At 70.7% G+C, this 21,260-nt stretch carries 15 protein-coding genes and 2 pseudogenes; 8 read left to right on the top strand and 9 right to left on the bottom strand.

From position 1 onward, the window contains the following. Positions 1-325: 325 nt before the first annotated feature. The 3 genes from ACIQM0_RS19430 to ACIQM0_RS19420 form a co-directional block, all read right to left on the bottom strand. Positions 326-1,360, bottom strand: coding sequence for an ABC transporter permease (locus tag ACIQM0_RS19430; protein WP_401288104.1), 1,035 nt, complete (start codon positions 1,358-1,360; stop codon positions 326-328). Beyond that, the gene (locus ACIQM0_RS19425) at positions 1,357-2,952 is read right to left on the bottom strand and encodes a sugar ABC transporter ATP-binding protein (RefSeq protein ID WP_401288101.1); all 1,596 of its coding nucleotides are present in this window, start codon (positions 2,950-2,952) and stop codon (positions 1,357-1,359) included. Before ACIQM0_RS19425 ends, ACIQM0_RS19430 begins: the two co-directional genes overlap by 4 nt. Before the next feature lie 127 nt (positions 2,953-3,079). Then, entirely contained in the window at positions 3,080-4,120 is a 1,041-nt protein-coding gene (locus tag ACIQM0_RS19420; protein ID WP_401288099.1) for a substrate-binding domain-containing protein, read from the bottom strand. Positions 4,121-4,598: 478 nt separating this feature from the next. Between ACIQM0_RS19420 and ACIQM0_RS19415 the strand changes: the two are divergent. The 6 genes and pseudogenes from ACIQM0_RS19415 to ACIQM0_RS19390 all read left to right on the top strand — a co-directional run bounded on the left by ACIQM0_RS19415 (position 4,599) and on the right by ACIQM0_RS19390 (position 12,249). Next, a pseudogene (locus ACIQM0_RS19415) lies at positions 4,599-6,363 on the top strand (IlvD/Edd family dehydratase). A gap of 9 nt (positions 6,364-6,372) precedes the next feature. Next, positions 6,373-7,323, top strand: coding sequence for a dihydrodipicolinate synthase family protein (locus ACIQM0_RS19410; protein ID WP_401288097.1), 951 nt, complete (start codon positions 6,373-6,375; stop codon positions 7,321-7,323). Continuing rightward, positions 7,320-7,892, top strand: a pseudogene (locus ACIQM0_RS19405) (sugar kinase); the annotation flags it as partial. The gene ACIQM0_RS19410 and the pseudogene ACIQM0_RS19405, both read left to right, overlap by 4 nt. Positions 7,893-7,944: 52 nt before the next feature. Beyond that, positions 7,945-8,565, top strand: coding sequence for a bifunctional 4-hydroxy-2-oxoglutarate aldolase/2-dehydro-3-deoxy-phosphogluconate aldolase (locus tag ACIQM0_RS19400; protein WP_401288095.1), 621 nt, complete (start codon positions 7,945-7,947; stop codon positions 8,563-8,565). A 59-nt stretch (positions 8,566-8,624) separates the two neighbouring features. After that, a complete protein-coding gene (locus ACIQM0_RS19395) occupies positions 8,625-9,347 on the top strand; it encodes a FadR/GntR family transcriptional regulator (protein ID WP_401288784.1) in 723 nt (240 codons plus the stop codon). Between the two features lie 163 nt (positions 9,348-9,510). Continuing rightward, on the top strand, positions 9,511-12,249 hold the full coding sequence (locus tag ACIQM0_RS19390; RefSeq protein WP_401288094.1) for a SpoIIE family protein phosphatase: 2,739 nt from the start codon (positions 9,511-9,513) through the stop codon (positions 12,247-12,249). 72 nt (positions 12,250-12,321) lie between these two features. Here the strand turns inward: ACIQM0_RS19390 and ACIQM0_RS19385 are convergent, their stop codons facing one another. The 6 genes from ACIQM0_RS19385 to ACIQM0_RS19360 all read right to left on the bottom strand — a co-directional run bounded on the left by ACIQM0_RS19385 (position 12,322) and on the right by ACIQM0_RS19360 (position 19,691). Beyond that, positions 12,322-13,401 (bottom strand): DUF3533 domain-containing protein, encoded by a 1,080-nt coding sequence (locus ACIQM0_RS19385; RefSeq protein ID WP_401288091.1) that lies wholly within the window; start codon positions 13,399-13,401, stop codon positions 12,322-12,324. Positions 13,402-13,538: 137 nt separating this feature from the next. Then, on the bottom strand, positions 13,539-13,835 hold the full coding sequence (locus tag ACIQM0_RS19380) for a hypothetical protein (protein ID WP_401288089.1): 297 nt from the start codon (positions 13,833-13,835) through the stop codon (positions 13,539-13,541). Between the two features lie 196 nt (positions 13,836-14,031). Further along, positions 14,032-15,423: an MFS transporter gene (locus tag ACIQM0_RS19375; RefSeq protein ID WP_401288087.1), complete on the bottom strand. Its 1,392-nt coding sequence runs from the start codon at positions 15,421-15,423 to the stop codon at positions 14,032-14,034. Position 15,424: 1 nt separating this feature from the next. Further along, on the bottom strand, positions 15,425-17,179 hold the full coding sequence (locus ACIQM0_RS19370) for a condensation domain-containing protein (protein ID WP_401288086.1): 1,755 nt from the start codon (positions 17,177-17,179) through the stop codon (positions 15,425-15,427). An 86-nt stretch (positions 17,180-17,265) separates the two neighbouring features. Next, a complete protein-coding gene (locus ACIQM0_RS19365; RefSeq protein WP_401288083.1) occupies positions 17,266-18,591 on the bottom strand; it encodes a DUF6271 family protein in 1,326 nt (441 codons plus the stop codon). Next, positions 18,573-19,691, bottom strand: coding sequence for a phytanoyl-CoA dioxygenase family protein (locus ACIQM0_RS19360; RefSeq protein WP_401288080.1), 1,119 nt, complete (start codon positions 19,689-19,691; stop codon positions 18,573-18,575). The genes ACIQM0_RS19365 and ACIQM0_RS19360 overlap by 19 nt, the downstream gene beginning before the upstream one ends. A gap of 385 nt (positions 19,692-20,076) precedes the next feature. Here ACIQM0_RS19360 and ACIQM0_RS19355 point away from each other — a divergent pair, with 385 nt between their 5' ends. Both ACIQM0_RS19355 and ACIQM0_RS19350 read left to right on the top strand, forming a co-directional pair. Continuing rightward, on the top strand, positions 20,077-20,934 hold the full coding sequence (locus ACIQM0_RS19355) for a hypothetical protein (protein WP_401288078.1): 858 nt from the start codon (positions 20,077-20,079) through the stop codon (positions 20,932-20,934). 73 nt (positions 20,935-21,007) lie between these two features. Beyond that, on the top strand, positions 21,008-21,250 hold the full coding sequence (locus tag ACIQM0_RS19350; protein ID WP_401288076.1) for an acyl carrier protein: 243 nt from the start codon (positions 21,008-21,010) through the stop codon (positions 21,248-21,250). Positions 21,251-21,260: the final 10 nt, after the last annotated feature.

The raw sequence follows: 21,260 nt of genomic DNA, 5'->3' as shown, positions 1-21,260 counted from the left end.
GTCCGGGGAATCTGAAGGCTTACTGCGGTGAGGGAACGTCACGTCAGGCCCTTCTTGGCAACTAGGCTGCTAAGTGGATATAGGGGTGTTCGAAGCGGGTGGCAATACCTGGGGGAACACCGCTGAGGATTCCCGGGAGGACGTGCACTCCCGGCCTGCCCAGGGGGAAGCGACCCCTGATGCGGTGGCAACGGCTAATTCTGGGTGATCGGCGGATTCCCACTCCGCGCTTTCCGGCGCAGGCCTCCGAGGGCGCTGCGACCGTCACGGTCGCAGCGCCCTCGTCCGTGCCCCGGCCCGGGAGGGTTCTCCGCGCGGGGGCGGATCAGTGCGGTAGCCCGACGGCCCTCTCGCCGCTGCGGCGCTGCTGGATGACGACGGCGACCACCAGCAGGGCGCCCTGGGCGACGTTCTGCCAGAAGGAGTTGATGCCCTGGACGGTGAGGCCGTTCTCGAGGGCCCCCAGGAGCGCGACGGCGAGCAGGGTGCCCCCGATGCCGCCCTTGCCGCCCTTGAGGGCTGCGCCGCCGAGTGCGGCGGCGGTGATGGCCTTGAGTTCGAGGCCCTCGCTGCCGGAGGTGGGCTGGCCGGATCCGGTGCGTGCGGTCAGCAGGATGCCGGCGATGGCGGCGACGATCCCGATGAGGGCGTAGACGCAGATCAGGTACTTGTTGATGTTGATGCCGGCCAGTCGGGCGGCGGTGTCGTTGCCGCCGATCGCGTAGATGTTGCGGCCGATGTCGGTGTACCGCAGCAGAAGATGGACGAGCACGGCGACGACGATGAGGATCCAGACCATGACGGGCAGTCCGGCGATCTTCCCGCGGCCGAGGAAGATGAAGAAGTCGTTGTTGAGGACATAGCCCTGGGCCCGGCCGTCCGACAGGAGCTGGGCGAGGCCCTTGTAGGCGGCGAGACCCGCCAGGGTGGCGATGGTGGGGTTGACCCGGCCGTAGACGATGATCAAGCCGTTGAGTATGCCGATGAGCAGGCCCACGCCGATCGCGGCTGCCATGCCGAGGAAGGCGTTGGTGTTGGTGCTGGTGAAGACCATGGCACTGACGACGGATGCCACACCGGTCTGCGAGCCGACGGAGATGTCGAGCCCGCCACAGATGATCACGACGGTCTGCACGATCGCGAGCAGGCCGGTGATGGTGGCGGCCTCGGCGATGACCTGCATGTTGGACAGGCTCAGGTAGTTGTCGTTGAGGATCCCGAACAGAACGAGCACGAGGATCAGCGCGCCGACGAGGCTGATGTTTTGCCCGCTGATGCGGGAGAGCAGCTTCGGCCGGGAGGAGGCCGGTCCTTCCGACGGCTCCTTGACTGCTGGGGAAGGGGCGCTGGTGGTGGTCATGTTGTGGCTCCGGGGGTGCGGGTGCTGATGATGTCGTCGGCCATCGCGAGGGCGAGGATGGATTCTTCGGTGGCCTCGTCGTGGTTGAGCTCGCCGGTGATACGGCCTTGCTGCATGACGACGACCCGGTCCGCGAGACCGAGGAGTTCGGTGAGTTCGGAGGAGATGACCAGCAGGGCGACGCCCTCGGCGGCGAGGTCGGCGATGATCTGGTAGATCTCGGCCTTCGCGCCGACGTCGATGCCGCGTGTCGGCTCGTCCAGGATCAGGACCTTCGGCTTGCGGGCCAGCCACCGGGCCAGCACGACCTTCTGCTGGTTGCCGCCGGACAGTTTGCGCACCTCGTGGTCGATGGACGGTGTGCGCACGCGGAGCCGGTCGGTGTAGTGCTGGGCGAGTTCCCGCTCGGCGGCCCGTCGCACGAAGCGGGAGCGTCGCAGCCGGTTGAGCACGACCAGGGAGATGTTGGCCCGGACGGACTGCTGCAGGAAGAGGGCCTGGGCCTTGCGTTCCTCCGGTGCGAGTCCGAGTCCGGCCCGGATCACCGCGCCGGGGCGGCCGCTCGGCAGGGGGGTGCCCTCGAGGGTCGCGCTGCCGCTGTGGACGGGCTGGTCGCCGGCGAGGGCCAGGGCGAGTTCGGAGCGTCCCGCGCCGATGAGGCCGGCCAGTCCGACGACCTCGCCGGCGTGGACCTGGAGCGAGATGTCGTGCACGTCGTCGGTGGTGAGGTTCTTGACGTCCAGTACGAGCCGGTCGGTGGCGACCCGCTGACGTACGAACATGGTGGACAGGTCGCGGCCCACCATGAGGCGCACCAGCTCCGCTTCGTTCGTCGTGTCCGCCTGCTGGACGCCGACCAGGCTGCCGTCGCGCAGTACGGCGATACGGTCGGCGAGCTGGAAGATCTCCTGCATGCGGTGCGAGACGTAGACGATCGCGATGCCCTGGTCCCGCAGCCGCCGGATCAGGGCGAACAGGGCGTCCACCTCGTGCTCGGCCAGGGAGGAGGTGGGCTCGTCGAATGCGATCAGACGGGCCGTCGTACTGCCGGTGAGGGCGCGCATGATCTCGACGAGCTGGCGTTGTGCCGGGGTGAGTTGTGAGCCGAGGAGATCGGGGTCCAGGACGCCGGCGAAGCCGAGCCGGGCCAGGTCGGCGTTGATCCGGCGGCGGAGCTCTGCCCGGTCGAACCGCCTGCCCGCCTTGCGGGGCAGCGCGCCCGCGTAGACGTTCTCGGCGACGGAGATGTGCGGGATGATCTCGGGTTCCTGCGGGATGATCCGGATCCCCGCCGCGCGCGCCCTGGCGGGGGAGTCGAGGGTGATGCTCTCGGCACCCTCGACGACGTGGCCCTCGGTCGGCTGGTGGTCCCCGGTGAGGATCTTGAGCAGGGTCGACTTGCCCGCACCGTTCTCGCCCATCAGCGCGGTGACCTGACCCGGTGGGAAGTCGAGCGTGATCCCGCTGAGCGCCTGCACGGCACCGAACCGCTTGGTGACGTCCGCTATCCCGATGGACCCGGAAGGAGGTACGGCGTCGGGTGGTCCGTCGGAAGGGTCTGGGCCGGCTGTCGAGTGGGGGGCACTTGTCATCTGTCGATTCACCTCGAAGGCATGGCGCGCAGTGTGGTCAGGGTGCTGGGCCGGCGTGGAGCGCGGCCGCTTCGGCCCGTGGCGGCGAACACTGGTGCGACCACGGGCCGAAGCGGGGCGGGCCGGGTCAGCTGCAGGTGAGTCCGGAGGACTTCCAGTTGGAGTGGTCGATCATCTTGGTGGGGGCGAAGGCCTCCTTGGGGAAGTCCTTGCCGTTCTTGAGCTTGTCGTACATGGTCTGGACCGCCAGGGCGCCGACGTCCTTGCCATTGATGAAGAGGGCGGCCTTCATGCCGGTCTTCTTGTCGGTCTGCCATTCCTTGCAGGCGAGGTAGGCGCCCAGGCCGACGCCGATGACGTGGTCGGGACCGATCCCGGCGTTCTGGAGCGCGGTGACCCCGCCCATGGTGTTCTCGTCGTTGCAGCCCCAGACGACCCAGTTCTTGACCTTGGAGTTCGCGGTGATCGTCGCGGCGATCTTGTCCTGGGCGCCGGTCGGCGTGTTGTCGGTGGCCACGTTGATGGTCTTGACACCGGGAACCGTGGCGTCGAATGCCTTCTTGGCGGCCTTGACGCGGTCGCCACAGACGGTGACGTCCTGCTTCCAAGCCGAGACGACCCGCGTGTCGGCGGCCTGCCAGCCGGCCTTCCTGTACTCCTCCGCGGCGCGCTTGCCGACTTCGGTGCCCATCTGGGCGCCGCTGAAGCCGATGCGGGACACGAGGTCGTCCTTGCCGCACTTGGCGGGGTCGGGACCGGTGGTGCAGATCTGGTCGTCGGAGGTCAGCAGGGCGACCTTGCCGTCCTTGGCGGTCTGCGCGACCTGAGGTCCCACGGCCGGGTCCGGGACGACGATGATGACGCCCTTGGCCTTCTGGGCGACGGCGGACTGCACTTCGCTGACCGTCTTGTTGGCGTCGTTGCCCAGGTTGACCACCTTGAGGCTGATCCCGAGCTCCTTGGCCTTCGCCTTGGCGCCGGCCGCCTCGCCCACGAAGTACTCCTGGTCGCCCTGCTTCTGCAGGTACGTGATGGAGATCTTGCCGTCGACCTTGCCGACGGAGTCCTCCCCGGAGTCCTCCTTGCCCGATGAACACGCGGTGCTCAGGGCGAATGTGAGCAGCAGGCCGGTGGCGACGGCGACGTGCCGACGGGATGAACGGGACATGGAACGCTCCTTTGAGCTGAGGCGACCGCCGCGCATCGCGCTGGAGGGGTCGTGTGGTGACGGTGTGGCGTTGAAGGCCGCCGGAGGTGCCGACGAGCCGTCGATGGAACAGCACCCCAAAAGGGCCCACAAAACAACAGAGTCGAACGTGTTCTGTGAATAACACGCTTGTCTCGGGGCTGAGTCAAGGCCGCGTGCGGGGGCGAGACGAGCCTGTGATGTTTCAGCGCCGGATCGCGCGTGTGACCGGGCGGGGGTTCCCGTCATGTGGGGGTGGCGTCGGCCGGCCGGAGGCCGGCCCTGCTGTCCGGCGTTCCGCGCGTTGCTCAACGGCCGCTCCTTGGAGACCTGTTCGTCGATCTTCCTGAATTCGTCATTTGATAGCATCATTAAATTCGTCGAGGCAAGCCCCCGCGTGGTCACAGCGCGATCGCGAACGGCCCGCCCAGCGCGGCATAAGCGCGTCGAAGGGACATACATGGCAGAGCCAGAAACGCCGTCCGCCGCAGTTCCCGCGGTTCCCGCCGCCCCGCGAGGGCCGTTGCGCAGCCGCGCGTGGTTCGGCGACGGCGGCAAGAACGGATTCATCGCCCGACACCACCTGCGGGCCATGGGGCGCGGAGGCCACAACTTCGACGGGCGTCCCGTCATCGGGATCTGCAACACCTTCTCCGAACTGACGCCGTGCAACGGCCATGTGCAGATACTCGCGGACGCCGTGAAGCGCGGGGTGCTGCAAGCGGGCGGATTCCCACTGGAGTTCCCGGCCATGTCGCTCGGCGAACCGTTCCTGCGGCCGACGTCGATGCTCTACCGCAACCTCGCGGCCATGGAGATCGAGGAGCAGATACGGGCCAATCCGATCGATGCCGTCGTGCTGCTCACCGGCTGCGACAAGACCACGCCGGCCGCTCTGATGGGCGCCGCCAGCGCGGGCGTACCCGCCGTCGTCCTCACCGGCGGACCGATGCTCAACGGCCGGTTCCGGGGCCCGGGACGTGGGCTCGGGAACCGACATCTGGCGGATGACGGAGGAGCTGCGCGCCGGGACGGTCTCGCAGGAGGAGTTCACCGAGTTCGAGTCCTCGCTGAACCGTTCCGCGGGCCACTGCATGACCATGGGCACGGCCTCCACCATGGCCTGCCTGACGGTGGGCACGATGCTGCCGGGCGGCTCCGGGCTGCCGGCCGTGGACGCCCGGCGTGGCACGCTCGCAGAAGAGACCGGCGCACGCGCCGTGGAGATCGCGGGCAGCGAACTCGCCCCGCAACGCATCATGACGCGGCACGCCTTCGAGAACGCGATCCGGGTCAACGCGGCCATCGGGGGATCGACCAACGCGGTGGTCCACCTGCTCGCGCTCGCCGGCCGGCTGGGCGTTCAGCTGGAACTGGACGACTTCGACCGGCTCGGAGCCGAACTGCCCCTGCTCATCGACCTCATGCCCTCGGGGCGCTTCCTCATGGAGGAGTTCGCCTACGCCGGTGGACTGCCGGCCCTCATCAACGACCTGCGGGACAGCATGCACGCGGACGCCATGACGGTCACCGGCCGTTCACTGGTGGACAACTGCCTGGGCGCGGAGGTCTACGACCGCGAGGTGATCCGGCCGTTCGGCAACCCGGTGCAGCCGGCCGGGCGGGGAACGGCCGTCGTCCACGGCAACCTCGCCCCGGACGGCGCGGTCATCAAGCAGTCCGCCGCCGCACCGCACTTGCTCGACCACACGGGCCCCGCCCTCGTATTCGACAGACTCGAGGACTACCTCGCCGTCGTCGAGACACCCGACCTCGACGTGTCCCCCGAGACCGTGCTCATCGTGCGGAACACCGGGCCCCGCGGCTACCCGGGCATGCCGGAGGTGGGCAACCTGCCGTTGCCGAAGAAGCTCCTCGACGCGGGGGTACGCGACATGGTGCGGGTGTCCGACGCCCGGATGTCCGGCACGGCCTTCGGGACCTGCGTCCTGCACGTGGCACCCGAGGCCGCGGTCGGCGGACCGCTGGCGTTCGTCCGCACCGGCGACCCCGTCAGGCTCGACGTACCCGGAAGACGGCTCGACGTACTGATCGACGACGCCGAGCTGGAACGGCGGCGCGCCGCGTGGCAACCGGAGAAGCCGCCCGTCACCCGCGGCTGGACCCACCTCTACACCGAACACGTCACACAGGCGGACACCGGAGCCGACCTCGACTTCCTCGTCGGCGCGACCGACTCGGCCCCGCCCCGACAGGCCTTCTGAGGAGCCTGCATGGCCGCACACACGGACAGGTACACCGACATCGACACGCTCGTCCGCGGAGTCTCTCCCGTGCTGGAGGTGCCCTTCCACCGCGACGGGGCACTCGACCCCGACGGGTTCATCACCGTGGTCGACCGGGTACTCGCCACCGGCGTCGGCTCGGTGATGTTCCCCGGCTTCGCAGGTGAGTTCCACAAGCTCGAACCCGCGGAACGGAAACTGCTCACCGGCCTCCTCCTCGAACGGACCCGGCAGCGCGAGGACGTCGCGGCCATCGTCTCCGTGCCGGACCACGCCACACGGGCCGCGGTCAGCCAGGCACTCCGGACCGCCGAACTCGGCGCCGACGCGCTGAACTTGCTTCCCCCGCACTTCCTCGCACCGTCCGCCGGCGCGGTCTCGGCTCATCTCCGCGCGGTACTCACGGCGGTCGACCCACTGCCCGTCGTGGTCCAGTACGCCCCGGCACTGACCGGGACGGCACTGGACGCACCCACACTGCACCGCCTCGCGTCCGGGCATCCCAACCTGCGCTGGGTCAAGGTCGAGTCCGCCCCGCCGGGAAGGCTGATCGCGGCCCTGGCCGCCGGCGCCCGTCCACTGCCCTCACTGGTCGGCTACGCCGGGCTGCAACTTTCCGACGCGCTGCGCCGAGGGGCGGTGGGCGTACAGCCGGGCTGCTCCTTCACCGAGCTGTACGTCGCGCTCTGGGACAGCTGGGAACGCGGGAACGAGGCGGAGGCCCTCGCACTGCACACCCGGATGCTCCCGTACCTCTCGTACTGGATGCAGAGCGTGGAGCTGATCATCGCCGCGGAGAAGGAGATCTCCGCGCGCCGCGGCTGGTTCGCGTCCGCGCACTGCCGGGCGCCGGGATACCCGCTCGACGACGAGGAGCTGAGGATGATCGACCGCTTCTGCGCGGAGTTCGCCCCGCTGGTGCCGGAGCTTGCCCCATGAACGCCGAAGTCGTCGTCCGCGGCGAGGCGATGCTGCTCATGCTGGCCGAACCGGGCGTGCCCCTCGAGCGCGCGCTCTCGTTCCGGCGCTCCGTCGCGGGCGCCGAGAGCAATGTGGCGGCCGGCCTCGCGAGGCTGGGGCATACCGTCCGCTGGCTCGGCCGGGTCGGCGACGATCCGGCGGGACGCGCCGTGCTGGCGCAACTCCGCGCCCAAGGCATCGACACCGCACACGCCATGACGGACCATCAGGCTCTCACCGGAGTGCTCATACGCGACAGCCACCCGGCTCGCGCGATCGATGTGCAGTACCTGCGCACGGGTTCGGCCGCGTCCCGGCTGTCGCCGCACGAACTGGTGCCCGGCCAGTTCGAAGGGGTGCGGCTCGTGCACATCACCGGGATCACCCCGATGCTGTCGGAGTCGGCGCACCGCGCGACACTGCGCCTCGTCGAACTGGCGCGAGCCGCCGGGGCACGGCTCTCGTTCGATCCGAACATCCGCCACAAGCTCGGCTCGCCGAGCCGTTGGCGTGAGGTCGTCGGGCCCCTGCTGGCTCAGGCGGACGTGGACGCCGTCTGCCGGACCGGCGCGGCACACCACGAGAGGGAGTACAGGAGTCATGTACCGATGGGAGACGGTCCAGGCCGTCACCGCGCAGCGGGTGTTCGGCATCGTCCGTACGGCGGGGCCCGACGAGGCGGTCGCGGCTGCGGAGACCCTGCTGGAAGCAGGCCTGCGCGCGGTGGAGGTCGCCCTCACGACTCCGCGCAGCCTCACCGCCCTGGCCCGTCTCACCGAGACGCACCCCGAGGCGCTGCTCGGCGCGGGCACCGTCATCGACGGAGCGGCGGCACGTGCGGCCGTCGAAGCGGGCGCCCGCTTCCTCGTGTCGCCGAGCCTTCACCCCGAAGTGATCCGCACGGGCCACCGCTACGGGGTTCCGGTGTTTCCCGGCGTCGCCACACCGACCGAGATGGTGCGGGCCCTGGAGGAGGGCGCCGACGCGCTGAAGCTGTTTCCCGCCTCGGCGTTCTCACCGGCCTGGCTGCGCGACGTACGCGCCGCGCTTCCCCAGGCACCGCTGCTGCCCACCGGGGGCGTGACGACCGGGAACGCGCCGCAGTGGATAGCGGCGGGTGCGGTGGCCTGCGGAATGGGTTCGGCCCTGTCCGCGGGAGGGGCCCGCAGCGCGGGGGAGCGGGTCAGTACCCTCCTGCGCCGGCTCGCCGGAGCCGGGTGACCTCACCGGACGGCAGAATTGACCGTCATCGGCTCTATGCGGAAGCGACGAGGAGTGGCATGGAACTACACGGACTGCATGGGCAGGTGCTGAGCCGGATCGGGAAGTCCCTCGCCGCTGAGGAGATCCGCGCCGGTGAGGTACTGCGGCTCGAGGACGTACAGGACAGGTACGGGGTCTCCCGTACCGTGGCCCGTGAGGCCGTCCGCGTCCTGGAGTCGAAGCGGGTGGTGACCAGCCGGCCTCGCGTGGGAATCACCGTGCGGCCGATGAACGAGTGGAACCTGTACGACCCACAGGTCATCCGGTGGCGCCTGGCCTCCCCCTCCCGAAGCGCCCAGCTCCGCGAACTGGCCGAGCTGCGCGCCGCCGTGGAACCATCCGCCGCGGCACTCGCCGCGATGGGCGCTTCCGCCGATGCCCGGACGTCACTCGTCGCGCTCGCCCAGGCGATGGCGGGTGTCGCGCGGGATGACATCCAGGGCTTCATAGCGGCCGACCTGGCCTTTCACCGGGCGCTCCTGAACGCCTCGGGCAACGGCATGTTCGCCCAGCTGTCCGAGGTCACGGAGGAGTTGCTCGTCGCCCGCCGCGACCTGCCGCTGATGCCCGACCATGTGGACGCGGACGCGGTACGGCGTCACCTGGAGGTTGCCGAGGCCGTCGCCGAAGGACGCCCGGAAGCCGCGGCGCAGTGCGTCCGCGTGATCGTGGATGCCGCCCACCTGGAGGTGGAGCAGCTGTTGGGCGGGGGCGGGCACTGCGCCCTGGGCGGCGGCTGACGGGGGACACCGGCGTCCGCTCCACCCTCCGGTTCCCGTCCGGCCCGGCCTCGGTCCCGTCGCGGATACGCCCGCGTGCCGTGTGGCTCCGTCGTGTGAGGCGGAGGCCACGCACCGGCGCGGTCAGCGGCTCCGGGGGAGCGCTCTCGGTGATGCTGGGCGGATGGTCGACGAGCACGAGTCCCCGCAGCGGTCGCGAGTCCGGCCTCCCCGCCGGTTGCCCGGCCTGGTTCCGCGGACTGTCGCGGGACAGGTGTTCCTGCTGCAGTTGGTGGTGGCGTTCGTGCTCGTCGTCGCCACTCTGCTGGTGCTCGTGGTCCAGGCGCGGCACCGTGCCACGGGCGAGGCGCGGGACAAGTCGCTTGCCGTGGCAGTGGCCTTCCGGGACGCACCCGGCACCGCCGCTGCGATGCAGTCGGCGAACCCTACCCGGGTGCTGCAGCCCAGTTCGGAGAAGATGCGCAAGAACGCCGGCGTCGGCTACGTCGTCGCGTTCGACCCGAACGGCATCCGCTGGTCCCACCCCGACCCGAGCCGTATCGGCGGCCACGTCACCGGCAACTTCGGCCCCGCGCTCACGGGCAAGCCCTTCCAGGAGACGTTCGACAGCGCCCTGGGGCGAGCCGTCGACACGACGGTCGCCGTCTTCGACGACAAGGGCCGGGTCGTCGGACTGATCTCGGTGGGCATCTACGTCAAGAGCGTGAACGAGATGGTCTCCCACCAGATGCCGGCCCTTCTCGGCGTCGCGGGTGCGGTACTCCTGCTCGCCGCGGCCGGGTCGGCGGTCGTGAGCAAGCGGTTGCGCCGCCAGACCCGTGGGCTGGGGCCCGCCGAGATGACGCGCATGTACGAGCACCACGACGCGGTCCTGCACTCGGTACGGGAGGGTGTGCTCATCATCGACGACCGAGGCGTGCTCACACTGGCCAACGACGAGGCGCGACGCCTGCTCGACCTGCCGCGCGACGCCGAGCAGCGCGAGGTGACCGGCCTGGGCCTGACTCCGGACACCACCGAACTGCTGGCCTCGGGCAGACCGGCCAGCGACGAGGTCCACTCCGCGGGAGACCGGCTGCTCGCCGTCAACCTCCGTACCGTCGAAGGCGGAGGAGTCCACCGGGGGAGCGTGGTCACCCTGCGCGACACCACCGAGCTGCGTGAGCTGGCGGGCCGGGCCGAAGTGGCACGGTCACGGCTGCAACTGCTCTTCGACGCCGGGACGCAGATCGGCACGACGCTCGACGTGGTGCGCACGGCCGAGGAACTGGCGGCCGTGGTGGTGCCCCGGTTCGCGGACTTCGCCACCGTGGAACTGCTGGATCCCGTACTGCACGGCGAGGAGCCCGGAGCATCCGCCGCCGGCATGCGCCGCACGGCAATGGCGGGTATCCACAGCGATCACCCTCTCTGCCCGGTGGGGGAGACGCTGCACTTCCCTCCCGGCAGTCCCGCGGCGCTCGCCGCGACCGGCGGCCGGGCCGTCCTCACGGCCGACCTCTCGGCCTCCGAGGGATGGCTGGCCCACGACCCGCCACGGGCCCGAGAGGTCCTGGACCACGGCATTCACTCCCTGGTCTCCGCCCCCCTCCAGGCACGCGGTGCGGTGCTGGGCTGCGTCAACTTCTGGCGCAAGGACAAGAGCCCCTTCGAGCCCGGGGACCTGTCCGTCGCCGAGGAACTCGCGGCCCGAGCTGGCGTGGCCATCGACAACGCGCGCCGTTTCACCCGCGAGCACGCCATGGCGGTAACCCTTCAGCGCAGTCTGCTGCCTCGCGTCCTGCCCACGCACTCCGCCCTGGAGGTGGCCCATCGCTACCTCCCGGCCCAGCCGGGCGTGGGCGGCGACTGGTACGACGTGATCCCGCTCTCCGGAGCCAGGGTCGCCCTGGTGGTCGGCGATGTCGTCGGCCACGGCCTGCACGCCGCGGCCACCATGGGCCGGTTGCGCACCGCCGTGCACAACTTCTCCGCCCTCGACCTCTCACCCGACGAACTCCTCGCCCACCTCGACGACCTCGTCGGCCGCCTCGACACGGAAGGGGACCGCGACGTCGAGGTCTCCGGCGCCACCTGCCTCTACGCCACCTACGACCCGGTCACCGGGCACTGCACCGTGGCCAGGGCCGGCCACCCCGGACCGGCGCTGGTGCTCCCCGACGGCACCGTCACCTATCCGGAGATCCCCGGGTCCCCGCCGCTCGGGGTCAACGAAGGGCTGCCGGTGGAGACCGCCGATCTCGTACTGCCCGAAGGGAGCACGCTGATCCTGTTCACCGATGGGCTGGTCGAGCGGCGCGACCGCGACATCGACGCCGGAATGGAGCTCCTGCGCACCACGCTGGAACGCTCGGGCGGCCTCGGTCCGGAGGCCACCTGCCAATCGGTCCTCGACGCGCTGCTGCCCGACCGGCCCACCGACGACGTGGCCCTGCTCATCGCCCGCACCCGCCTCCTGGACCCCGGCCGCGTCGCCGACTGGGACGTGCCCGACGACCCGACCGCCGTCTCCGGAATCCGCGCGGAAGCCGCGCGTGTGGTGAACGAGTGGGGTCTGCAGGACGCCGCGTACTCGGCGGAACTCATCGTCAGCGAACTGGTCACCAACGCGATCCGCTACGGGTCGCCGCCGATCCGGCTCCGTCTGCTGTACGACGACGACATCCTGATCTGCGAAGTCGCCGACGCCGGCAGCACCGCCCCGCACGTACGCCGGGCCGCCGTCACCGACGAGGGCGGGCGCGGCCTGTTCATCATCGCCCGGCTCGCACACCGCTGGGGCACCCGCTACACGGCACGTGGCAAGGTCATCTGGGCCGAGCAGTCCCTCGGCACCGGGGTACCCGCCGGCAGCCTCGACGGTGAAGCGCTCCTCGACCAGTGGACGGACGAAGCGTGGTGAGCGCTTACTCACCTGGAGTGTGAGCGTGGGTGAGCGCTCACTCATGCTTGGCACCGCGCCGGCGACCCGACGTCAGGAAGCGCGACGGACCCGCCCTGACGGAGCGCCGGCCCGCAGCGCCGGAATGCGGCACAGCAGTGCCGCGGCCACGCCACCGGCAGCCCAGGCCGCCAGCGTCCACAGCGGTCCGCCGGCGCCGTTGCCACCGAAGTAGGCGACCGAGCGTGCGGCGTCCAGGCCCGCGCCCGGCGGCAGTGCCGGGCCGATCGTGCGCCAGAACGCGGGCAGCAGCTCGGTGGCGTACACCCCGCCCGCGCTCGGCATGCCGAGGACGACCACGACCAGGACGACCAGAGCGACAGCGACAGCCGGCACTCCGATCAGCTCGTGCAGAGCGAGGGTGAGCGCTCCGACCGCCAGAACCAGCAAGGACCCGATTCCCCACAGCGCCCAGAAGCTTCCCGGTACCGCGTGCAGAAGAGGCCTGGCGACCAGCGCGCCGAGCAGTCCCGCAACCACCGAGTACAGCACCAGCACGCCCATCGCGGCGGGCGTGCGGCGTGCTCCGCCCTGACGGCCACCGCCTCCGAACGACAGTGCCCAGCCGCACAGCATGCCTCCTCCGCACCAGCCCACGACGAGCGAGAAGGAGGAGACGGAGCGTGCGTCGCCCGGTGCGAACGGAACCACGTCCTGGACACGCACCGTGCGCCCGTACCGCTCTTCGGCAGTGGCGACACGCGCGGCGAGTTCCTCGGCGAGCGACGGGCCCGCCCCGCCGGCGACCAGCAGCAGATCGGCGCCGCCGCGTGGGGAGAGAAGAAGAGCGCCGTCCACCTCACGATCCCGGATCTGTTCCCGGGCGGCGGCCTCGTCGGCCACCCGGCGCGGATCCACCGGCTCACAGTGGAGCAGCGCGAGCCGGTAGAACGCGTTGTCGGCGATCTCTGTCGTGGGGGCCGTGACAGCCAGTGGAACGCGGTGCGCGGTGGGATCGCGGAAGGCGCCGACGCACGACAGGACAAAGGCTGTCTGCAACACCAGCACCCCGATGACCAGGAGTGCCGACCGCCCGCTCACCATGTCTCTGATGCCGCGGAAGCCGTCCGGCGAACGACCGCCGAGACCACCGTCCGATCGCTGCGCCGCCATACGCCCAACCTCGACGCAAGCCGCTCGCCGCGCAGCCGGGGCGGGTCCGAACGGCTGATGAAGCCCGGTCGAGCAGACCCGAGGACGGCACGGCCGGGGTCAGCCCGCGGGTGCCCGGCCGGCCCCGGCGGCTTCTCTCATTCGGTGTGTGACGTGCGGGTGGCGATGTGGATGTACTGGACGTCGAGTTGGTTCGCGATGTTGTCCAGGGCATGGGCGAGAGCGCGGACGGTGACGGGTTCGAGGCTGACGTCCGCGTCCTCCTCCATGACCAGTACGGGCATGCCGTCACCGGTGCTCGCCTGCCAGGTACGGGCGATGGACCGCAGGAGCGCGGTGACGTGATCGGCGGGCACCGTCAGCCGCCCGTCGGATTCGACGCTGACCTCGGGCGCCGCGAGTTGCGCGTCGTGACCGTCGCCCTCAGAGCTCATGCTGCCCATTCCGTTCGGCCGATCGGTGACTGAACTGCGGCGCGGGGGTGCGGATCCGCAGGGAGCGGAGGTCAAGCCCCTGCGGGAGGGCCGAGCCCGGTGTCGGCGTCGATGATGACCCGCACGTGCGCGGGACGCAACTCGGCTGCGTCGGGCGCGGGGACCCGAGGACGAGCGGCGGGCCATCACGGCGTCCTCAGGAGACCGGCACCCCGTCACGGCCCGATGCGGACGGCGTCGCACCGTCGTCCTGCACGGAGGGAGCGGCGTCCGCGGTGCCGGGCGTCACCGGCGCGGGTGCGGTGAGCGTCTCCACGTTCCGCATCTCGGGCACGGGGGACTCGGCCGGCGCCACCGGCGCGCGGCCCAGGCCCCGTATCGCCGGGATGGAGAGCATCACGGCGATGCAGACGAGACCCGTGCCTGACGAGAAGAGCAGGACGCGGTCGGCGCCGGCCAACTCCGCCGCCGGACCGGACAGGGCCCGGCCCAGCGGAATGACCATGATCGATCCGGCTACGTCGTACGCGGAGACCCGGCTGAGGACGGCCAGCGGGATGTGGGACTGCACACTGGTCGCCCACATCACCCCCCAGAAGGCGAAACCGCAGCCCGCGATCATCCCGGTGACCGCCGCTACCGGGAAGGACCAGCCCAGCGCGGGAGCCAGCGGGTTGAGCGAGAAGAAGAACATCGCGCAGGCCCCCGCGACCAACGGCCGCCGCGGCCGGACCCGCATGCCGAGCAGGCCGCCGACGATGGTGCCGGCGCCGTCGGCGGACGCGATCCAGCCGAAGCCGCCGGCTCCGTGCTGCTCGGTCAGGAGCGCTGCGCCCAGGGGCAGGGACGGGCCGAAGACGAACAGGCCGTAGACCGCCCATACGGCGATGACCCCCCACAGCCAGGAACGGGAACGGAACTCCTGCCATCCGGTGGCCAGGCGCTGCCAGATCGGGTCGTTCCCCTCGTCCCGGGCCGTGCTGAGCTTGCGCAGGGGAATGAGGCCCAGCGCGCTGAGGGCGTACGCGGCCGCGATGGCGAGGTAGGAGCCCGCCACGTCCCAGTAGGCGACGAGCAGTCCGGCGAGACCGGGGCCGATCAGTGTGCTGATCGCCTCGGAGATCCGCAGCAGCGCGTTGGCGCGCTGGATGTCCTCGGCGACCTGGGGGATCATGCTCGCCAGCCCCGGCTGGAACATGGCGGTCGCCGCGCCGCTCAGAGCCATCAGCGCCATGATCTGCCAGAGCCGTATGTCGGTGGTGACCAGCAGCGCGGCCAGGGCGAGCATGGCCAGCATGCGTACGGCGTCGGCGCCGACCATCATCACCTGCGGGGTGAACCTGTCGGCGAGCACGCCGCCGAACAGGACCAGCAGGGCGATCGGGGTCATCCACGCGGCGAGCGCGTAGCCCACGCCGCCGGCGCCGTAACCCGCTCCGAGCACGGCGGTGGTGAGGGAGACCATCAGCATGCCGTCGGCCAGCAGCGAGGTGCTGCGGGCGGTGAAGAACAGCCGGAAGCGGTGGGAACTCCACGGGCTGGGGAGGGCGTCAGGTCGTGGCTGTTCGGTGGAGTCGTCTCTGGTCATGTCACATCGTCCGGTCGCGGCCGGTCCCTTCCATGAGAATGTTCCGGCTGAGCCACGCAGAGGTGAGGTCGGTCCGGGCCGGCGGGTCCTGGACGATCACGTACCGGTGCGGGGCCAGCCGTCCGGGGTTGCCGGAGAGGGTCTCCATCAGTGCCGCGTGGACCCGGCCGGGTGTCAGCGAGACGTCGCCGGACGCGATGAACGCCGTGAGGGTCCGGGAGTCCGGGTCCTGGCCGTCCACGGACCCCGTGGTCACGTGCACAGGCAGCCCGCCCAGCGCCGCCGCCAGGCCGTCCGCCACATCCGCCGGTGAGACCCAGCAGCCGTCCACCTGCTGCCAGCCGGCGGGACGGGTGGGAGGCCGCACGCCCGTCACCTCGGTGAGGGTGTCAAGCGGTATGTCCGCTTCGGCGGATGCCTCCAGGAGCTTGACGAGACCGGTCAGGAAGCCCTCGGCAGCCGTGCCCGGGAAGAGCTGCGCGTCCGTCCACAGACTGAGGTGGAGCAGCGGCGTGGTGGTGTGGACGAAGCTGAGGAGGCGGGTCGGCAGTACCTGCTCCGGGCCCAGTTCCAGTTCCAGGTCCGGCGCCTCGGTCTCCCGTGCCACGACGGGCGCGAACGTCGTGGGCAGAGAGCTGATGTCGTTGAACACGACATCGCGTGCGAAGTGGCTGCCGCGCTCGGACGTGACGGACCCGATCATCTCCCACAGGGCCACGGCATCGAACTGGCTGTGCCGGTAGGCGTTCAGGCCCGCGCCCCACGCCTTGCGGAGCAGCGCGTCGAACGAAGGCACCTGGACGTCGAGGAAGAGCAGGGCGTCCTGGGATACGGGGGCGACCGACCGGGCGAGACGGGTGGTGAACCGGTTCGACGTCGGCACGGCGGCCACGCACGAGGTCTGGCCCGCCCGGTGGGCGACGAGCACGCACCACGCCGACAGCAGCACGGTGGACGGCAAGGCGCCGGTACGCTCCGCGGTCCGGGCCAGCGCCCGGCCGCCCCTGAGTGAGCGGAGCGTCAGCCGGCGCTGCACATTTTCTGAGCCCACCGCGCCCGGTTCGGCGAACATCGCCTGGGGTCCGGTGCGCAGGACCCGCTCCCAGTACTTCAGGGACGCCGCGGACTTCCGTCTCCCGGCCGGTGCGGCCTCCTCGGCGGCGAGGTCCAGTGGCGTGAACGCGGTGACGGGAGGCAGGGATTCGCCGGCCAGCAGCGCCAGCCACTCCTCGCGCAGGACGGCGAGGGCGCTGCCGTCGGTCGCCGCGTGACTGGCCGCCAGGGCGACGAAGCGCGGTGCGCCGCCGACGAGGAGGACCGTGATCCGCAGCGGGAAGTCGCGGTCGAGGCGGAACCGCTCGGAGCGGGCGGCCTGGGCCACCTGCTCGGCGTACCGCGCAGGTTCGACGGAGAGGTCGGTGTGGTCGAGGACGGTGATCTCGAACGACCCCTCGGCAGCAACCCGCTGCTCCCGGTGTGCGGGGCCGGGGGAGCGGGGGAACGTCGTGCGCAGAGCGTCGTGGCGTAGGGCCAGGAGGCGCAGCGCGTCGGTCACCGCGTCGAGAGCGGTCTCCGGGGGCACGGGCCACACGTCGTGGATGTTGATCTGCTCCGGCTCGTCCCGCAGGATGCAGCGGATCATGTTCGCCTGGCCCATGGTGAGCGGCCCGCGGCCCCTCGCACCGTCCGCGTAGACGACGGTGAGGGTGCGGGTGCGGGTGCCCAACGGCCGCACGGAGGGAGCGACCGCCGTCACCGGCGTACCGTCCGAGGAGTCCGGCGCGTCGTGGGAGCGGTGCCCGGTGGGTTGTTCATGTGATGCCTTTCGCGCCCTGGGGCGGTTCAGAGGGACGGAGCCGGCGAGGCCGCGGTCAGCCCGGTGCGGCGCGCGGTGCGGGTCAGGGGCTCCCATGCGTCGATCAGCAGCGCGAAGTCGTCCATGTCCGTGCGTGCGTGGTCGAGGAGGCTGCTGCGACGGGCGGCGAACAGGTCTGCGGCGCCGGTGTAGCGGCCGCCCAGCGAGCGGTAGCAGCGCTCCAGCACGTCCAGGCGCCCGGAGTTCTCCGCCGGATCCAGCGCTGCGGCCTCCCGGACGTAGCGGGCGACTGCCGGGGCGCGGACGTGCCCGGCGTCGTCGAGCAGGGTGCTTCCGGCTGCTCGCATCCGGGTGTACACGGCGTCCAGGTACGGCGTGGACAGGATGAACTTCGCCAGCCGCAACTGGTAGGCGAGGAATCCGCTCTCCGAACGCCGTTCTCCGGTGTGGTAGTTGACGATGTGCCGGTTGTGCAGGACGCCGGGCAGCCCGGCGTCCTGCACCACATGGATGAGGAAGTAGTCGCTGCCGATCGTGTCGAGGGCGGGCGGCAGCGGCACCCGGCCGTACACCTCGCGGTCGAAGGCGATGTTGCACATGTCCACCCGCGTCGCGGCGACGAGCGTCAGTGTGGTCAGGTCGTCGGTGAACGGGGTGGTCCCGGCGCCCCGGAACGAGCTCTCGACGAGACTGCGTCGCCAGATCTCGGGCTGTCCCGAGGGTATCGAGAGGCCGATGACCTCGTGGTACACGGCAGGGTCGAGCCGGCGGATCTCCTCGACGTCCACGGACATCTCGCCGACGAACGACCCGCCGACCAGGGACACACGCCGGTGGGCGTACGCAGGGTCCAGCCGCCGCCGGGTCACCAGGCCGGCCGCTTCGGACGCGGGGAGGCCCAGCGACCGCAGCTCGTGGTGGAGGGGGAAGACGGGGGCGCCGTCTGCCGTCTGGTAGCGGCTGTCGGAATCCCTACGGTGGGTGGACGCGCAGCCCAGGGCCTCCGCGATCAGGAACGCGCGGTTGGTGCAGGCGCCGTAGGAGACGCCCTGCGGGAGCAGCAGGTCGAGCACCCGCTCCGGCCGGGCGACTCCGGAGCGGCTGATCACCGCCCGCAGCAGGGCTCGTTGGGCATCCTCGTCCATGTGGTGGACGATCACACCGGGCGCGGGGGCCAGCGCCTCGACCCCCTCGCGATGAGCGGCGCGCACCGGGGCGTCGGCGGAGTCGAGGATCAGCAGATGGACTTCTGCCCCGAACTCACGGGCGCCGTGCGCCGCCTCCTCCGCGACGGCGGCGATCGTCGCCTCGCAGGCACGGTCGGTGGGAAGGGTCAGACAGACACGACGCACGAGGACGCTCCGCCCCGCTCGCCGTCCGCCGGGTTCGTGGCGCTGCCCACCGCGGCGCCGTCGTCCCGGGCGTCCTGCCACGAGGCCAGCCCGAGAAGGCGGCTGCCCAGCGGGGTGAGCGCGGCGGTGGGGTACCGCTTGGACTCGTGCAGTACGGGATCGCCGACGAGCGTGCGGTTCCAGCGCGGCGTGCGCAGGTGCCGCCAGGACTCGACCCTCGACTGCCGCAGCCGGGAGTGCTCCTCCAGGGCGGGCATCATCGACAGGTACTGGACCGCCCGCACCCCGTCCGGGGAGATGTTGCGCGCCACGCCGTGCGCGAGGAGGCCGTTCCAGATCAGCAGGTCGCCCGGGTGCAAATCAGGCCGTACGACGGGCAGTTCGGTGCGGTCGATGGACGGGCGCAGCGGATCGCGGCCGGGGCCCTGGCGGATCCTCCACTCGTCGAACTGCCTGAACAGCTCCGGGCAGCACTGGAATCCGCCCGTCTCCGGGCTGGTGTCGTTGAGCGCGATGATGCCCTGCACGCGCTGCGGCGGGACGCCGAGCGTGGTGTCGATGTCCCAGTGCAGCTCGATGTCGAAGCCGCGGTCCGTGGGTTCGATCAGAGCACGGTCGCGGTTGCGGACGTTGGGCGGATTGAGGTTCAGCCGGTCCAGCGTCACCCACAGCTCTTCGCAGTCCCACACGTCGGCGAACGCGTCGTACACGCGCTGCGCCTGGCGGTTGTCCCACAGCAGTTGGTGGTGGTACGCCTCGACGAAGCCGTAGACGTGCAGTTGCTGGTCGAGCTCGGAGCGGAAGGGCCGGTCCTCGTACCAGCTGTCGGGGCGGTCGGGGTCGAGCCCCTGGAACTTCCAGGTGAAGTCCAACAGTTGGCGTGCCGCCTCCGCCGGGACGGCCTCGCGCACGATGACGTACCCGTACGTCTGCCAGTGCGCGAAGTCCTCCTCGGACAGCACCCGCAGGGGTTGCGTCTTCTTCAGCTCGCGCAGGGTGCTCTGCGCGAGGTAGGCCTCACCGTCCGCGCTGAAGTACGGAGCGTCCGTCGCCGCCCGGTGTAAACGGGGGCGTCGACGGTGGGTAACGGGGGGCGTCATGGGGTCCCTTCCAGCGGAACTTCGGTGGATGCCACATGGGGGCGCGGCGGAGTGCGGCCCCGGCCGAGGGCACGGACGACGGCAGCACGGGGCGGCCCTCGGCGGAGCGATGGCGTGAGGCGGCGTGTACGGATGGCTGCTGCGGGCGGAGATGAGCGTCCACGTCGCTGAGCAGAATTGGTCCAGACCTGCTCTGCTGTCAAGTGGATGCCGAGTGTCGCGACGGATGTCACAAAGGCGCACGGCCGCATCCCGAAATGCCCTCATGCCGAGCCAAGTTGAGTCAGCACCTTTGGTCTAGACAAGTCGTCGGATGCTGGCCTAAGGTCCCACTGCGCGGCTCCGGCCCCTGCCTGTTCGACCACCCCAGAGGAGCACTTCTTTCATGAGCACAACCGGCATCACGGTCCTGCCGGACGGCGGTCTCAAGAGCCCGGGGCCCGGCCTGATCCCGCTGGACCCGGTGCACACGGCCCTGTTACGCGGCCTGGACACACTCCTCACCCGCCTCGCCGGACGCCTCGGCGCCCCTGAGGTGGTGGGCCCGCCGCTGCTGCCCGCCGACGGGCTGACCAAGCTCGACTACTTCCGCAACTTCCCTCAACTCGGAGTTTCCGCAGGGGCCTTCACTCCGGAAGCGCTGGACGTCCTCGCCGACGGCGGCCCGCCCTCCGGCCTCCCCCTGCGGCCCACCGGCTACCTGCTGCCATCGGCGACCTGTTACGGACTGCTGCTCTCCCTGGAAGGGAGCGATGTCGGGGACGAGGGGCTGCGCCTCTCCGCCACCGGCCGCTGCTTCCGCAACGAGACCCACTACGACGCCCTGCGCCGGCTCTGGGGCTTCCACATGCGCGAAGTCCTCTACCTCGGCACCAAGGACGGCGCGGTCGAACACCTTGAGCAGGGAGCGGAGTTCGTACAGGAGACCGCAGCGCTCCTCGGCCTCGAACTGACCCGCGCCGCCGCCGACGACCCGTTCTACGACAAGGGTGGCTCCCGGGCCCGCCTGATGGCGCTCGACCCGGTGAAGCACGAGTTCAGCGCTCCTGACGGGACGGCCATCGCATCCGTCAACCGGCACCGCAACTTCTTCGGCGAGCGGCTGGACATCCGCGCGGGCTCCCACGGACCGGTGTACAGCGCGTGCGTCGCCTTCGGCGTCGAACGCTGGGTCCACGCCATGATTCTGGCCCACGGCAGCCCCGAGCAGGCGCTCGAAAGACTGAGCGCCGCCGGCATCTGAACCCCCGGAGCCTGGGCTTCGAACGGCCACAGGAATCAGGAAATCCGCGAAGAGCAAGGAGCGACCGCGCCCCATGGAACGTGTCATCGCATGGCTGTACGAGAAGAACCCCGGACTCGACGAGGAGATCGCCCCGGACGAGGACCTGATCGAGGCACGCCTCATCGACTCGATGGACTTCCTGGAGTTCATCGACCTCCTGGAGGAGATCTCGGGCAGCAGCATCGATCTCCAGGAAGTCACCATCGACGACTTCCGTACGCTCGACCGCGTACGGGAGCGCTTCCTGACCCCCTCCGTCGCGGCCGCAGGGTGAGCGCCCGACC

Source organism: Streptomyces sp. NPDC091387 (assembly GCF_044756945.1).
Classification (GTDB): Bacteria; Actinomycetota; Actinomycetes; order Streptomycetales; family Streptomycetaceae; genus Streptomyces.
This window is presented reverse-complemented; position numbering and strand designations above follow the sequence as displayed.

Coding starts and splice junctions, on each gene's coding strand:
- ACIQM0_RS19375 (WP_401288087.1), bottom strand. CDS start 15,423: ATGACCAGAGACGACTCCACCGAACAGCCACGACCTGACGCCCTCCCC.
- ACIQM0_RS19385 (WP_401288091.1), bottom strand. CDS start 13,401: ATGGCGGCGCAGCGATCGGACGGTGGTCTCGGCGGTCGTTCGCCGGAC.
- ACIQM0_RS19400 (WP_401288095.1), top strand. CDS start 7,945: ATGTACCGATGGGAGACGGTCCAGGCCGTCACCGCGCAGCGGGTGTTC.
- ACIQM0_RS19380 (WP_401288089.1), bottom strand. CDS start 13,835: ATGAGCTCTGAGGGCGACGGTCACGACGCGCAACTCGCGGCGCCCGAG.
- ACIQM0_RS19410 (WP_401288097.1), top strand. CDS start 6,373: ATGGCCGCACACACGGACAGGTACACCGACATCGACACGCTCGTCCGC.
- ACIQM0_RS19355 (WP_401288078.1), top strand. CDS start 20,077: ATGAGCACAACCGGCATCACGGTCCTGCCGGACGGCGGTCTCAAGAGC.
- ACIQM0_RS19420 (WP_401288099.1), bottom strand. CDS start 4,120: ATGTCCCGTTCATCCCGTCGGCACGTCGCCGTCGCCACCGGCCTGCTG.
- ACIQM0_RS19350 (WP_401288076.1), top strand. CDS start 21,008: ATGGAACGTGTCATCGCATGGCTGTACGAGAAGAACCCCGGACTCGAC.
- ACIQM0_RS19395 (WP_401288784.1), top strand. CDS start 8,625: ATGGAACTACACGGACTGCATGGGCAGGTGCTGAGCCGGATCGGGAAG.
- ACIQM0_RS19390 (WP_401288094.1), top strand. CDS start 9,511: ATGGTCGACGAGCACGAGTCCCCGCAGCGGTCGCGAGTCCGGCCTCCC.
- ACIQM0_RS19360 (WP_401288080.1), bottom strand. CDS start 19,691: ATGACGCCCCCCGTTACCCACCGTCGACGCCCCCGTTTACACCGGGCG.
- ACIQM0_RS19430 (WP_401288104.1), bottom strand. CDS start 1,360: ATGACCACCACCAGCGCCCCTTCCCCAGCAGTCAAGGAGCCGTCGGAA.
- ACIQM0_RS19425 (WP_401288101.1), bottom strand. CDS start 2,952: ATGACAAGTGCCCCCCACTCGACAGCCGGCCCAGACCCTTCCGACGGA.